This is a genomic window from Enterococcus sp. AMC1623, from assembly GCF_058216495.1.
In genome coordinates, this window is sequence record NZ_CM177096.1 from 988,896 (window position 1) to 1,003,665 (window position 14,770).

A 14,770-nucleotide genomic window follows, 5' to 3' on the forward strand; every position below is an offset into this window, starting at 1 on the left:
CATTTAGGACAAAAATGGTTGCTAATTATAAATTAATGATATGGTTATCAATGTAATGTATGCGCGTACATAATAAAAAATCGGGGGTAATTTATTATGTTAAAAAAAATAAAAAGAAATTTTTCAAATTATGGAACTATTTTACTAAGTAGTAGTGTTTTAGGTCTATGTTTAATACCAATGACTATTTTCGCCACTGAAAGTTCAGATATTAATGCTGAAGTGTCGGCGTACAATATTGTGGATGAAAAAGATATAATAGTCTTATCTGATGACGAACTTATTTTTGAATATGATGAAGAAAACCAACAATCATTACCTTACGAGACAACAGACAACCCTATGACTACCTTCTCTGGGGCCATGCCAATTATGTATAAAAAAGACAATGTTACAACGTCAACACAATGGTCCGGCTATAGACGAGTTTCGGATAACTTAAAAACTGGAGAAAAAGGAGGATCAATATCTTCAACTAAAGCGACAACATTTAGTGCAGAAGTATCAGGGAAAGTTCAGGGAATTAATGTTAAAGTTTCAGGCTCAGTTAAAAACTCAATTGGATATACTCTAAATGTTGGAAAAAATAAACGCGTATATCTGGGATATCGTGTAAAATATAATGTAGAGAAAGGAAAAAGATATGTATATAATCATGCGCACAGAAGATGGGATTTCACTAATGATTACACAGTAAAAATACCTTCTTATGGGGAGTACGCATTAATTAACTATTAAAAATTTCATTGAGGAGTGATCTATTATCAAGAAATGGGGATATATTTGTATCGTTATATCTATGATATTGGCGATAGCATTGGTTTTTAATCCAAGTTTATTAATATTTGATGGCGAGTCATTAGATTCTGGTTATGTAATTTCTAAAGCTCTATACGCTGTTACATTTATTTCTATGCTATTTACTCTGGGTTTAAAATTACTTAAATAACTGATAATTGATATATGTAAAAAGGAGTAACCAATATGGCTACTCCTTTCAGACTGTAGATTGCATCCAAAATGTGGACTTTGTCTACAGTCTGGACTTCTTTTTTTATTCTTCAAAATAAAATAATGCCGTTTGTGTAGGTTGTATAAAATAATTTTCAATTTCAGTTCTTATACGTTGTGACATTGATTTAACTGTACCTTCTTTAATCTCCATCTTTTTCGCGCATTCTTTGTTTGACATCATCGCTGGATGTTTCAGTAAAAAATATTCTCTTTCTTGTTTTGATAAAATATCTCGAATTTCGATTATAGTCCAAAGCAATTATCAGAAGAAGCTGTTGAAGTTTTGACTAATGAGTTAGCGTCTAAATATCCTACACTATCTAGAGAATATTTGCGTGAAGGCATCTATAAACAAATGAGAGGTGACTATTCCCTTGAACCAATACAGGAAAAAGGAATGTTAGCTGCAAGGTCAAGTTGGCAAGGAATTACTGTTAATCAAATGGGTGCTGCGATTGATACTGCTATAGCCGTAGCTCTAGGTGTAGGTACAGGTGGCTTAGCGACTGCTTTAGCAACAGTCGGCAAACACGAAGCAAAAAATGCAATTAGAGTAGCAGCAGGCAAATTTTTTGGTAGTTGGTTCTTAAATAGTGTAGCATTTGACTACGCAATGAATTTACTATCACCAGGAACTTCTTATATTGCACAAAAATGGGATCAACAAGACAAGGTGTGTTTTGCAAGACCTTCCTACACAATATTGCAAAGAAAAAGTACACACCTTTGCGCCTGAAATTTTTCTCTGATTATTTTGGTCTTGATAGAGCGTTTTTGAGCCGGAAGCTCTCTCCGGTGAAGCTTAAAATGTGTGCGTGATGAATTAAGCGGTCCACCAATGCCGCCGTCAAACGTGTATCGATAAACACCTTATTCCATTGGCTGAACTCCAAATTACTGGTGATGATGATACTTTTCGTTTCATACCAATCACTGATCAGCTGGAAGAGCAACTCGGCACCTTCCTTAGTGAACGGCACATAGCCCATCTCATCTAGGATAACCAACTTCACCTTGTCAAAGCGGTGCTTGAAGGTCTCCAACGTGTTGTTCTTCCATTGACGTTCCAATTCTCCCACCAATTCAGAGACTCGCCAGAAGCGTGTTTCAACACCAGCATGCGTGGCCATTTGGCCAAGAGCACAAGCTAAATGCGTCTTACCAGTTCCTGGGGTACCCACGAAAACGGCGTTTTCTTTTTGGCGGATAAAGGAGAGGCTGATTAACTCTTCCTTTGTGGTCGGATTTGGCAGCGTGATATGATCATGCCAGTCGTAGTTGTCTAAAGTCCGGCGTACAGGGAATTTGGCCTGTTTGAAGAGCCGAGCTGTCTTTAGTTCTTCCCGGCACTTCAATTCATTCTCTAACAGGAATAGCAACCAATCTTCTTTGGTTTCAAAGCCCTCCGTTCCAATGACTCTAGGAATATGAGAGAGCCGCAACTGCTTACAAACCTCTTCTAAACGATCGGTTTCCATCAACTCGCCGCCTCCCCATTAGATGACTTGAGAAATGCATCATAGTCATTCCAATCCACATCATAGGCATCCGTTTCTTTCGAAGAACCGATAAGGTCGTAGAAGTTCTGATCAATACCTAACATATCGTTGGTGACGAGAAAAACGAGAAGCTGATCTACACGCTTTGCCTGTTCTTTCCAATCGGGATGGCTGAGATAGAGCTTGATGCGTTCGGGTAGATATTTCCAGTAACGAGAGTAATGCATCGCACGCAATTTGCGCCGCCAATCGAGTAGTATTGCTTGCCAGTCAATCGCTCGTTTCTTCATCATGTAGGGCCGGGGGCCTTCAGCGATAATTTCACCATCCGTGCTAACCAGTTGATAGGAGTCAAAGCGAAGCAGCCCGTAGATGATGGAATGGTTCCGGGCGCGAGGAACATGGATTCGCTCGCCATCCAGCTTGATTTCGTTGTACTTATTGGCTTTTACTTCGATTTCCTTGAAGACTGGATATGCGACATCGGGCAATGCCAAAAGATCCGCTTTTTCCTCAAGCCAGAGTTCACTGATAAGTACATGTTTCTCATAATGAACGCGTTCCCTGTCTTTCGCTAATTGAACCGCCAATGCCTCATTAAAGCTTGCGAAGTCCTTCATGATTGGAGTGGCCGGAAAGAAGTTGTAGCGAACATAGCCGACTTTATTTTCTACGCTGCCTTTTTCATTTCCGCTTCTAGGGTTGCACACCTGTGTCTCAAACCCATAATGCGTAGCGAACTGCAGAAACCCATCCGTTAACACTGCTGGTTCCGTCTTCGACTTTACTTGCGTTACTGCCGTAGACATATTATCAATGCGAATTTTTCGTGGGACGCCGCCAACTTGTCGGAATAGCTCCTTCATTCCTTCAAGTAGACACTCTTGATTCTCCGCTGGTAATGCCACCGCAAATCCGCCGTTACTATAAGGAAAAGACATCACGAGTGCTTTGATATCCTTAAAGGCTCCTTCATGGCAGACCTCCATGGTGCCAAAATCCAGCTGCGCTTCCGCCGGAGGATGTTCCAAACGCTCAAAGCCTTGATCTTCATTGGCTTCAACGTAGTGAGTGGCTTTCCAGTCCCTAACGAAATCACAAACCGTGCGATACGAACCGGGGAACCCCTGGTTCTTCAATTCTTTAGTCATAAAGTCAACGGTCCTACGCTTCTTCTTCGGGAGCTTAGAATCTTCAGAAAGCCAGAGAGCAACGATGCCTCCCCAGTGTTCCACATACATCATGCCCGTTTTCTTTCGGACCTTCGGCTCAGGTAAAAGATCCTCATCTGCATACTTTTTTGCGGTGCGCCAGTTGATTTCCAATTCGTCAGCTATGTGTTGAATAGATTTATCGTGATTGTTTCGTAGATTTCTGATAGTATTAATATCGGTCATTGCGAGCATTCCCTTTCTTACCTCCAGTTACAGTGTCGGAACTATAACTTTAGAGGAATTTCAGGACGCCCGCAATGGCTTTTTATTTTACCCTAAGCTGCTTGCGGAGTTATGTACTTTTGCGCTGCAATTGTATGTACGTCTATCTTGCCACAAACACAAGGTACCTAACAATGGGAGAATCAATTTTTAATGAAATCTAATTTTTTAAAAGAACTACTAAAGTTAATTTTAATAATAGCTGCGGGTCTATTAATTTCTTTTACATTGTCGAAGATTACAGGAATGCAATTTCGATGGTGGATAACTGTAGGAATTTTCACAGGAGGCTATATTGGGAGCCAGTTAGTTAAGAAAAGAAAAATAAGATAATAAAAAACGGAGTAACCGATAATGCGATTACTCCGTTTTACTCTACTTAGTGCTTTATCAAACTACTGCGACATAACTATCGCGACTGCTATACGATTTGTAACAACCAGTAGATATATCAAGGGCTTAGAAAAATTGCTAAACCCTTTTTTCTTTATTCTTCCCCATTCTTTCAATTGGGAGAAATATAGAATAGGGAGTATATTCAGTTAATTTTTTAGAATAATAATCCCCTTATGAATCTTTTCTTACTATTTAAAATATTTCTATATCTGAATTTTTGACAATTTCAACGTTAATAGATCTAGATAAACAAAAATTTTGCATATTAGATTTTTCATTATTAAAAAAGGATTCACTAATTATTTGAGCGCTTTAAAGATTTGAGTTCAAAACGTTTTTTTAATCATTCAACAAAACCATTGATGTTTTAATCTTTATCCCCCCTACTACAAATTCTGGCAACGATGGTTCGAATCCGTTAAGGAGAATAATGAAAAGAGCTTATGTTTTAGTAAGACACGCTGAATTTTCTAGATATTTTTGTTTAGTTATAGTTCATTCTTCTTTTTTCCAGAATAATATTCATAATAAAAGAAGATACCAATCATTAAAGCAAGCACTGCAAGCACTGCAAGCATGACTATTAATGGATGTGGCGCATGATAAAATAGTTCACTATATATTTGATTTGTCACTAATAAAAGAAAAGAAAATATAATCCATAATGTACCTGAAATAAGCATAATAAACTCTCCTTTACACTAAAAATTAACATCTGTTTTACAATTAATTATATCATATGCCAAATTATGTTTTACAAAAATGCTTGAAATGATATTATAAAAAGATAAACTTATATGACGAGGTGTGATATTGTGAGATTATGGCATGAAGATTTGATTTCTCGTTTGCCTAGACAACAATTATTAGGTCAACACAGAGAATGTTGTGCATTAAGAGGTAAAGGTTGGGGAAAAAGACATGCTACGGTTAACTATGTTTTTGACTACTCACCCTATAAATTATATCAATACCATCAACTAGTTATGGATGAAATGGTTCGCAGAGATTATCGTCCCACAGATTTATGGCGTAATCCTCTTTACAGAGGATTAAAATGTGCGCCTTATAAATCTTTGGACGTTGAAACACTATCCAAACCAATTTATATTGAACACAATCAAAATTATCTAACAGAATGTTTAGATAATTTAAAGTCTAAAAACATCGAGATATAAAAATTTGTCCAATTTGTTATTTACAATTACATTTTAAGTAAACATTTTTTATGAAATATGTTGAACTATATTTTGTTAGCTGATTGTTTGCAAGATTTTTTAACTAAATGAATAACACATAAAAACCTTCTACTTTGTTATTTTATTTTTCTAATAATTTTTTTATATACAAAAAAAAGTTATATAAATAGCCCCTTTATTGGATTTAAAGATTAAAATTGTATAAAATTACTATGTATCATTTGTAATATTTAGAATTTTGAGCTATCGTATATAAATAAAATAGGAGGTCCTGCAATGAAAGTTGATCGTCTTGAATTTAAAAAAGTAGTTAACGATGCTGCTCACCTTCGCTTTAACTACAGCCAAATGCGTATAGCTGATGATAGTGCCGACATTCGGGAAGATGAAATCGAATATTTAATCGACAATAATATTCATCATCGCGTGATGGAAAACTCAAAACGCAGCCTCTTTGGTGACAAAGTGAATATTAATTCTACTGTAGAAAAAGACTACTTACTTCTTAAAAAATATACTGAATATTTTCGCTGAGCTAAAAAGAAAGGCAATGAATAATTTCTTATTCATTGCCTTTCTTTTTATTCTTCCACTTTACCAATAGAAACGGTTTTCTTATTGTTATAAACATCTTTGTCCAAAGCATCCACACTGTTTGCAACCAATAAAGAAACAAATACATCATTATTTACATTTAAGAATGTTCTAAACATTCCTGCAAACCAATCGACACCGATTAACAAAGCAATTGATTCCAATGGTAAGCCTAAAGATGTTGCTAAAAATGTCGCAACAACAGCTGCACTTCCAGGAACAGTGATTGTTCCTAAAGTTAACATAATTGATAAACCAATACCGATTAACAATTTCAAGAGTGGTAACTCGATGCCTGCACTTTGTTGCATAAATAAAATCATGACAACATAACACATAGCCGCTCCTGCGCTTCCCATGGTCATTCCGACACTCATGGTAAAATTAGCTACATCACGACGCACACCGAATTTCTCTACACAGTCTTTTAATGCTGTAGGAAAAGTAATTGCTGAACTTGTTGTGGTCAATGCAACAATTGACATATCCATAAATTTCTTTGGAAGAAGCATTGGATTTAGTTGGCAACGTACAGCAACCACAGCCGACATAATCAGCATCATTAATAAGACACCAATTAATAAAATTCCTAAATACTTAATCATTGGGAATATAATTTGTAATCCAGTTGTGCCCGCTACATTTGCTAATAAACAAAATACACCGATTGGCGCAACTTTCATCGCTAACTGAATGATATTCAAAACAATCGTATGGACTTCTTTCACACCATCTAAAACTAAGGTATTGCCAGTTTTTTTCACAAGCATATTTAAACCTGCTCCAAAAAAGACAGAAAAGATAATAATTGGAATCATATCTGCGGATGCCATTGACTGAAAAATATTTGTTGAAACAAAATTCGTTACAGTTTCTTGAAAACCTAATGCTTCAGGAACTTCAACTGTTAAACTTTCAGCTGTCATCATTCCTTTACCTGGTTGGATAATTATCGCCAATAGATAGCCTAATGTCGATGCAACCACTGTGAAAAATAAAATCCATTTAAAAGTATTGACCCCCATCTTCACTCCAAAGGTACTGTCTTCTTTTTGGCGAGCCATTTCGCCAATCGCCGAGATGACCGAAGCCATAACTAAGACAACAATGGACATTTGAATTAAACGGATAAATATATCTCCTATAAATTTTAAATTACCTGCCCATTCACCAACAACTGTTCCAAATACCATACCGCCAATTAACGCAATAACCATTTGCGTTGTGGTCGACTTTTTTATAAATGATAATACTTTCATAAACCCCACACTCCTATTTTTTTATTAAGCATATTATAACTAATTTCCTTGTGTAAAGAATTGGTCATCAAGTATGAGAATAATTCTCTATTTGTCTATTTTAACTAAAAAAAACCAAAAGAAAAGGGTTTCTTTCAAAAAAAAAGCGGAAAAAACGATTTTCCACTTTGTCTGTTTGTTTAATTTTAACAAAAGCTATTTTGCCTTTAAATAATCATTCACTAGAAAAGGTGACTGATTTTTCCTCGTGGAATAGTCAAACAACAGTCAATTCTTTCATTTATCTTTCTACTATGTCTTGCCATTTTATATATTGTATAGTATAACTCTATACAAACAATGAGACCTTGTACGAAAATACCAAAAATTTATTTTTTTAGTGCTCAGTGTACAAAGAAAGGAGTCCTTATGCAGCTTTATTCTTTATTAAATGCAGATGAAACGCATTATATTCAAGTTGCCAACCAAAAAGCAGATTTAACTAGAGAAGTGACGACCGTGGGAATGATGGAAGCTCCTGACATTATCGACTTTTTAGTTGAAGGACAGTTATTAGTCACAACCGGTTTTCACTTTTATCAGGATATTCCCGCACTAACCAGTTTAATTAGAGAAATGGACGAACGAAATTGTGCAGCAATTGGCATTAAAGATCAACGTTATTTTGATAAAATTCCTCAAGAAGTCTTAGATGTAGCGAATGAATTACAATTCCCTGTTTTATTATTGCCTAAAGATACTGGTTTGTCTGTTGTTGTCCGTGATTTATTGCATCGCTTGTTAGAATCGCAATCAAATGCTTTGTCACGCATTATTGAACATACCAGTAAATTATCAACATTTATTTTAGAAGAAGGCCCCACTAGTTTATTTTTAGAAAAAATTTCCATGATTATTAATAAAGAATTATTTTTAATCAATTCACATTATGTCGTCACTTACACTAGTAAAAATATTGATGAACATGCGCAATACATTGGACAAACGCTAAAAGCATCATTGACACAAAAGCTATTGGACTTGTCTGAACCGCTTATCGGAACTTATGATAATCATACCATCGCTTTATTACCCATTAATACAGATTTCCAATCAGATGGGTTATTTCTAGGTATATTAGATTATGAAAATGGGAATAAAGAAGCGACTCTTTTATTGCAACAAATTGTAAACTTACTCGGTTTTTCTACATTGCGTACTTTAATTAATGAAGAAGCTAAACGTCAAATAAAAAATGATTTATTCACTTCGATTATCTCAAAAAAAGTTGATTCGTCGGTGCTAGTAGAACAATTACGCCTACAAGAAGTTGATACGTTCACACTGCATAAGTGTGCCATTGTCTCAATTCAGCAAGTGACGACTTCTTATTTAATTAGTTACAAAATGGTGCGCAGAGTGCATGACTACTTAAAATGGTTTTTAGATGAAGAACAATTGGATTATCAATTATTCATTAATGGCGAAGAATTAGTTTTTCTCATTCCCTCTCTAGATATGACTTTTAAACGACTCTATCACCTGCAAACATTTTTATCTGAACAAATTGCAACACCCTATACAGTTGTGATTGGATATTCTCATAGTGAACTCCCTTTAATTCAGACCCATACTTTATTTACGGAAGCTGCTGAAGCATTGACACTCGTCACCAATCCACCAGAACGGACTTTAATTGAATACCGACCAAAAGTGATTTCTGAATTGTTACAACTGATTCCTAATAACGAACAGGAAAGTTATATTGAAGATAATTTACTTGCTTTAATGCAATTGGAAAATCCTGTTGAAAAAGCTGAATTGATAGAAACACTCTATCACTATTTCTATCATTCACGAGCAATTAATAAAGTCGCAAGTTCCTTGTTTTTACATCGAAATACGGTCATCTATCGTTTAAAAAAAATCGAACAAATTTTACACGTTTCTTTAGAGGACCCAGAAGTGAGAATGCGTTTAACAATCGCTATTTTACTATTGAGAAATCATACAGATAATCCAAGATAAAAAGTTTACGTCTTTCATGAAACATTTATGTTAGAATAAAAGAAAATGAAACAATGAAATTGAGGTGTTGTTGATTGAGAAAAATCAAAATTGATTGGAATTATTGGATTATTCGGTTTTTATTTCTGATGGCCGTTATCTTAGGATATAAATTCATCTCTAATTATCAGATTATAGTCAATGCGTTGCGTAACTTTTTCCATGTTCTATCCCCTTTTATCATGGGTTTTATCCTTGCTTATTTACTCAACGGAGCACAAAATAGAATTGAGAAATTGTGTCAAAAAATTAGACATCCCTTTATCAAAAAAAGAAGTCGTGGTATTAGTATCTTGATTTTATATCTCTGTGCAATCTATTTAATTTTTATTGCATTAAATTATCTTGTACCATTGATTATCAATAATGTGATTGATTTATTGACGTTATTGCCAACGTTTTATAATTATTTAATTGATTTGGCTACAAATTTAGAAGACCAAGGTGTCATTGAATTTATTCGTTTAGAAGAGTTATTGACTAATTTAACAGCGGATTATTCTCCTGATAAATTGTTACTTCAGTGGACGCAAGCCTTAACTTCTTTAGGTGCATTCACCAAAGGCTTGTCTTCGTTAGTCATTAATTTCTTTTTATCTGTCATTATTTCAATCTATACGTTGTTGTTTAAAGACTCAATTTTAGATTTTATTGGTAAATTATCTAGTAAAATCATGTCAGAAACTGTCTTTAATAGTAGTCGACGTTGGATACAAACTACCAACCAAATTTTTTATAAATTCATTAGTTCTCAGTTTATTGACGCTTGTATTGTTGGTGTTTCTGCGTCAATTGTCCTTTTATTGATGAATGTCAAATTTGCCATTACGCTAGGTTTGCTATTAGGGATTTGTAATATGATTCCTTATTTTGGTTCAATCTTTGCGTCTGTAGTTACAGCAATTATCACCTTCTTTACGGGTGGATTGAGTCATGCGGTATCGGTATTATTTGCTTTGATTGTCTTGCAACAAATTGATGGAAATATTATCGGTCCTCGTATTATGAGTGGTGCATTAAATCTAAATCCGATTATCATCATTATTTCAATTACTATTGGTGGTGCCTACTTAGGGATTTTAGGAATGTTCCTTGCTGTACCAATCGCTGCTATCTTAAAAATTATCGTGACCAATTGGCTTGACGATTCCATAAAAGAAACAACACCGCAATCTGAATAAGTTTGCGGTGTTGTTTCTTTTATATTTCTTCTGAACGACGTTTGGCTTCTTTCACAAATTCTGTCATATTTTCTACCAACTGTTGGCGCAAATCAGAGACTTGTTGCGCGACTAATTGCTTCTCTTTGACTAGTTGACAACCGTTAACCCAAACATCTGAGACATTGCTTGCATTTGCAGAATAAACCAAGGCTGAATAGGCATCAAAAATAGGAAACATATTAACTGATTCTGTTTCAATTAATGTTAAATCAGCTTTCTTTCCAACTTCAATTGACCCCACCAAATGATCTAATCCTAAGACTTGTGCGCCACCTTTTGTTGCTAAGGTAACAATCTCGTTAGCTGGGAATAATCCTCGATCATGTTCATGCGTTTTATGAAAATTAGCAAACATTCGCATCTGGGTAAATAAATCTAAGGTATTGCCACTACTTGGACCATCCGTTCCTAAGCCAACATGCCAGTGATTTTTCAGCATATCTTTGACTGGTGCTACACCTTTTGCTGATTTTGTATTGGCACCAATACAATGAGCTACTTTAACGGCCTGCGCTTTGCTTTGCAACAAATCAAAGTCACTCGCTTGTGTAAAAATACCATGCGCTATAATAAATTGTTGTTTAAAATAACCTAATTCATTTAAAAAAGCAATCGGTGTTTGCTGGTACCTTTGTGCAAATTCTTCCATTTCATAGGTCATTTCGGCTACATGCATTGTAATGGGAACATCATAGCGTTTAGCTAATGCTACAATTTTTGATAAGACTTCTGGTGTATTCGTATTGGTGGCATGAGGAGCAATCGCTGGTATAATCAATGGATGTCCTTGCCATTTCTCAATAAACGATTCACACCACATAAGTGCTTCTTCAGGCGTTTGAAAATCACATGTTGGCATATCAATAATTGTTTCACCTAAAATCGCTCGAGCGCCCATCTTTTCAACTGATTCAGCAATAGCATCTTCAAAATAATACATATCACAAAAACTTGTTACTCCACTTAAAAGCATTTCTGCTACAGCATATTGAGCGGAAGCTTGCGCTAGTTCTTTTGTCATGACCTGTTCTAATGGAAATAAAAAACGACGTAAACGATCTGGTACATCATCTCCCAAAGAACGAAATGGAATCATTCCTACGTGCGTATGCGCATTTATCATGCCTGGTATTAAAATGCCATTTTTGCCATCAATGACCCTATCTGCAGATGGCAATTTTGCATCCATCGCACCGATTTCTTGAATTGCATCCTCTTCAATTAAAACATAACCTTCTGGAAACTCGGTCATTTGGTCATCAATCGTTAACACATGAACATTTTTAATGAGTTGTCGCATGTAAAACACCATCCTCTGGGAAAACCAATGGATAAAACGTTTGTGATTTAGTATCCATCATGCCTTTATCTGTTACTTTAATCGCCGGTGAAACAGGTAATGATAATGTGGAGAAAGACATAATTTCATTCATATTTTCATAACCGAGTTGCTGCATTGCCAACCGAACTTGTTGTAAATCAGCACCGAGTTCTTCAACAGGTGCTTGCGATAAAATACCACCAATTGGCAACGGACAAGTCGCTACTACTTTGCCATCATGGACAACTACATAACCACCTTGTAGTGCTAACAAAGCTTGTTGCGCGACTAAAATAGATGCTGAATCATTCCCCATCACCATTAAATTATGATGGTCATGCGCCCATGTTGTAGCAATGGCTCCTTTATGCTTTAAAGGTTGCTCCATTAAAGCATGAGCAATGTTGCCATTTTTACCATAGCGTTCCATCACAAGTAGATGACCAAGGTTTTCGCTTTCTGTTTGTAATATTCCTTCTACAACAGCAATTTCTTTTGTAACTCTTTCCGTAAAAGTTCCGATGACTTGCTTTTGAATGACATTACAACGAACTTGTACCTTGTCTGTTTCAACTTTTAAGACTAAATCATCCGCTGTTAATAGACGACATTTAACACTTTGCTGGTATGCTTGTGGAAATTCTTCTATGACTTGCGGATAAACAAATGGTTCGCCTTTTTCAAAAACTTTTTGACCGTCTTTATAAACTTGAGCAATCGAGAAATCTTCCAAGTTATCTAATAAAATAAAATCCGCCACTCGACCAGGAGCAATCATTCCTCGGTCTAATAAACTCATGCGACGAGCAGGTGTGTATGTTGTCATATAAATCGCCTGTTCTATGGGCAATCCAGCAGAGACAGCTTTTTTTAAATTCTCATTTAAGTGCCCTTGTAACAGATCGTCTGCCATTACATCATCTGTAATTAAGCAAGCAAAATCATATAAATTATTGTCGCGAATGACTGCCATATTTTCTGGTGTAATGGATTTATTTTGAAATTGGATAAACAATCCTGCTTGAATTTTGTCTAGTAGATGTTCAGGAAACTGGTGGGTATGATCAGATGAAATCCCACTATATAAGAAATCGGCTAACTCTTGGTCATAAATTTTAGGAATATGTCCTTCCATTGGCATCGTTGGGCGAATTCTTTTGCATAAATCAATAATTTGAGCAATCAAGGAATCGGGTTCATAAGCAATTCCTTTGAAATTCATTGCTTCACCTAAACAAATCACTCGTGGATCTTGCAGTAATTGCTCCACTTCAGGTAAGCCAATAATGCCACCTGTTGTTTCTAATTCCGGTGTAGTTGATGGAACTGAAGATGGAATCGCATGAAAAATATCCAAAGTAGTTTTGGCAGCCATAAATTCCTTAAGACCTTCTAATCCAAAAACATTCGCCATTTCATGCGCATCTGCTACAATCGTTGTCACACCATACCGCAAAACTGTTTCAGAAAAAATCGTTGGTGTCGTCATAGAACTTTCAATATGCATGTGAATATCAATTAAGCCGGGAATCAAATATTGATTCTCGGCTTCAATCGTTTTTGCAGAAAGATCGTCTATGTCGGCAGCACTGATATAATAAAATTTGTTCCCTTTGATGGCAACATTTTGTTTCACAAAGCTTCGAGTCGGTGTTTGAAAGACCCAAGCATTTTTAATAATCACATCTGCGTTCATTGTATCCCTCTTTTAATTATTCATTGTACGGTTCCATTGGTCTACCCAAGAACTCATATTTTCATTAATTAGTTTGAAATCTACTGGTTGCGCACGGTCAGCAACAGCACCATATGTTTTATTTTCTGCTTCTTCATCAGTTAATTCAACATCTTTGTTCACTGGACCTTCATTTAAAGATAAAGCTTTAGCTTTTTGAGACTCTTCGCTGATGCGGTGGTCAACAAATTTTAAAGCTAATTCTTTGTTTTTTGTGTCTTTTGGAATATTTACTGTATTAAAGTTAGCATATGTGCCTGATTCAGGGACAACATATGTGACATCTTCTGCTGCACCTTTAATAATATCAACAGCAAAGTCTGCCACTACAGCAACTGAAATTTCGCCTGATTGGAACATATTCGCTAAATCAGATGATTTTGAATAAGTTTTAACTACATTTGGTTTTAATTCTTTTAATGCTTCAAAAGCTTTTTCACCATTGTCTGCAGTGATATCTTGTTTTGCATAATCACTTGCTACATATAACATTAATGGACCAGCTGTTACAGTAATATCTGGAATTGAAATTTGACCTTTTAAGTCTTCACTCCATAAATCTTCCCAACTAGTAATTTCATGTCCAACTTTTTCTTTATCGTAGACAATACCAATACTGTTAACAGCAATCGGTACCCCTGAACCACTTTCAAAAACTTCTTTTGCACTATCTGTTAAATTTGCTAAGTTTGGTACGTCTGCTTCAGTAATTTCTAAAAACATATCGTCTTGATTACCTTCTGTTGAGTTGTTTTGTGCTAACTCAATTACATCAACACCTGCATTTGGATTATTTTTCAATTTTGTAAAACGATCCGCACTGTTTCCAACTTCTAATGTAATCTTTGCATCATTTGCTTTTTCAAATGGTGCCATGATATCTTGCTTCACAATATCTTCACTTAAACCAAATGTTGAAACAACTAATGCGTTGCTTCCTGAGCTTTCTCCACCCTTTGTTTCTTCTGTTTTGGTTGCTTCACTATTACCACAAGCTCCTAAAATTAATCCCGACACCAATAATAAACCGAACATATACTTTTTCATT

General features: G+C 35.5%; 14 protein-coding genes. 6 read left to right on the forward strand and 8 right to left on the reverse strand.

Translation table 11 applies throughout. From position 1 onward, the window contains the following. Positions 1-96 precede the first annotated feature (96 nt). The gene (locus tag AC4BC7_RS04940) at positions 97-738 is read left to right on the forward strand and encodes a hypothetical protein (protein ID WP_490504030.1); all 642 of its coding nucleotides are present in this window, start codon (positions 97-99) and stop codon (positions 736-738) included. A gap of 316 nt (positions 739-1,054) precedes the next feature. On the opposite strand, the gene AC4BC7_RS04945 is transcribed toward AC4BC7_RS04940, so the two are convergent. Further along, positions 1,055-1,195, reverse strand: a complete 141-nt coding sequence (locus AC4BC7_RS04945) for a hypothetical protein (RefSeq protein WP_490504413.1) — start codon at positions 1,193-1,195, stop codon at positions 1,055-1,057. A gap of 102 nt (positions 1,196-1,297) precedes the next feature. Between AC4BC7_RS04945 and AC4BC7_RS04950 the strand changes: the two genes are divergently transcribed. After that, a complete protein-coding gene (locus tag AC4BC7_RS04950) occupies positions 1,298-1,750 on the forward strand; it encodes a hypothetical protein (protein WP_490504031.1) in 453 nt (150 codons plus the stop codon). Between the two features lie 13 nt (positions 1,751-1,763). On the opposite strand, the gene istB is transcribed toward AC4BC7_RS04950, so the two are convergent. From istB to AC4BC7_RS04965, 3 genes are all read right to left on the reverse strand, one after another. Further along, complete coding sequence (gene istB / locus AC4BC7_RS04955; RefSeq protein ID WP_490502869.1) at positions 1,764-2,492, reverse strand: IS21-like element helper ATPase IstB; 729 nt, start codon at positions 2,490-2,492, stop codon at positions 1,764-1,766. Next, entirely contained in the window at positions 2,492-3,919 is a 1,428-nt protein-coding gene (gene istA, locus AC4BC7_RS04960) for an IS21 family transposase (RefSeq protein ID WP_093365140.1), read from the reverse strand. Before istA ends, istB begins: the two co-directional genes overlap by 1 nt. Before the next feature lie 914 nt (positions 3,920-4,833). Next, a complete protein-coding gene (locus AC4BC7_RS04965; protein ID WP_490504032.1) occupies positions 4,834-5,028 on the reverse strand; it encodes a hypothetical protein in 195 nt (64 codons plus the stop codon). 132 nt (positions 5,029-5,160) lie between these two features. On the opposite strand from AC4BC7_RS04965, the gene AC4BC7_RS04970 reads away from it, so the two are divergent. Beyond that, positions 5,161-5,523: a TIGR02328 family protein gene (locus AC4BC7_RS04970; RefSeq protein ID WP_207940783.1), complete on the forward strand. Its 363-nt coding sequence runs from the start codon at positions 5,161-5,163 to the stop codon at positions 5,521-5,523. Positions 5,524-5,820: 297 nt separating this feature from the next. Next, positions 5,821-6,078 (forward strand): hypothetical protein, encoded by a 258-nt coding sequence (locus AC4BC7_RS04975; protein WP_207940784.1) that lies wholly within the window; start codon positions 5,821-5,823, stop codon positions 6,076-6,078. A 47-nt stretch (positions 6,079-6,125) separates the two neighbouring features. On the opposite strand, the gene AC4BC7_RS04980 is transcribed toward AC4BC7_RS04975, so the two are convergent. After that, positions 6,126-7,397: a dicarboxylate/amino acid:cation symporter gene (locus AC4BC7_RS04980; RefSeq protein ID WP_490504034.1), complete on the reverse strand. Its 1,272-nt coding sequence runs from the start codon at positions 7,395-7,397 to the stop codon at positions 6,126-6,128. Positions 7,398-7,805: 408 nt separating this feature from the next. Between AC4BC7_RS04980 and AC4BC7_RS04985 the strand changes: the two genes are divergently transcribed. Both AC4BC7_RS04985 and AC4BC7_RS04990 read left to right on the forward strand, forming a co-directional pair. Then, complete coding sequence (locus AC4BC7_RS04985) at positions 7,806-9,404, forward strand: PucR family transcriptional regulator (RefSeq protein ID WP_207940786.1); 1,599 nt, start codon at positions 7,806-7,808, stop codon at positions 9,402-9,404. A 74-nt stretch (positions 9,405-9,478) separates the two neighbouring features. Continuing rightward, on the forward strand, positions 9,479-10,624 hold the full coding sequence (locus AC4BC7_RS04990; RefSeq protein ID WP_490504035.1) for an AI-2E family transporter: 1,146 nt from the start codon (positions 9,479-9,481) through the stop codon (positions 10,622-10,624). Between the two features lie 19 nt (positions 10,625-10,643). Here the strand turns inward: AC4BC7_RS04990 and AC4BC7_RS04995 are convergent, their stop codons facing one another. From AC4BC7_RS04995 to AC4BC7_RS05005, 3 genes are read right to left on the reverse strand one after another with little or no spacing between them, the layout of a single operon-like run. Further along, positions 10,644-11,966: an amidohydrolase gene (locus tag AC4BC7_RS04995; RefSeq protein WP_490504036.1), complete on the reverse strand. Its 1,323-nt coding sequence runs from the start codon at positions 11,964-11,966 to the stop codon at positions 10,644-10,646. Next, on the reverse strand, positions 11,950-13,683 hold the full coding sequence (locus AC4BC7_RS05000) for an adenine deaminase C-terminal domain-containing protein (protein ID WP_490504037.1): 1,734 nt from the start codon (positions 13,681-13,683) through the stop codon (positions 11,950-11,952). The genes AC4BC7_RS04995 and AC4BC7_RS05000 overlap by 17 nt, the downstream gene beginning before the upstream one ends. Positions 13,684-13,695: 12 nt before the next feature. Beyond that, positions 13,696-14,769 (reverse strand): ABC transporter substrate-binding protein, encoded by a 1,074-nt coding sequence (locus AC4BC7_RS05005; RefSeq protein ID WP_207940789.1) that lies wholly within the window; start codon positions 14,767-14,769, stop codon positions 13,696-13,698. Position 14,770: the final 1 nt, after the last annotated feature.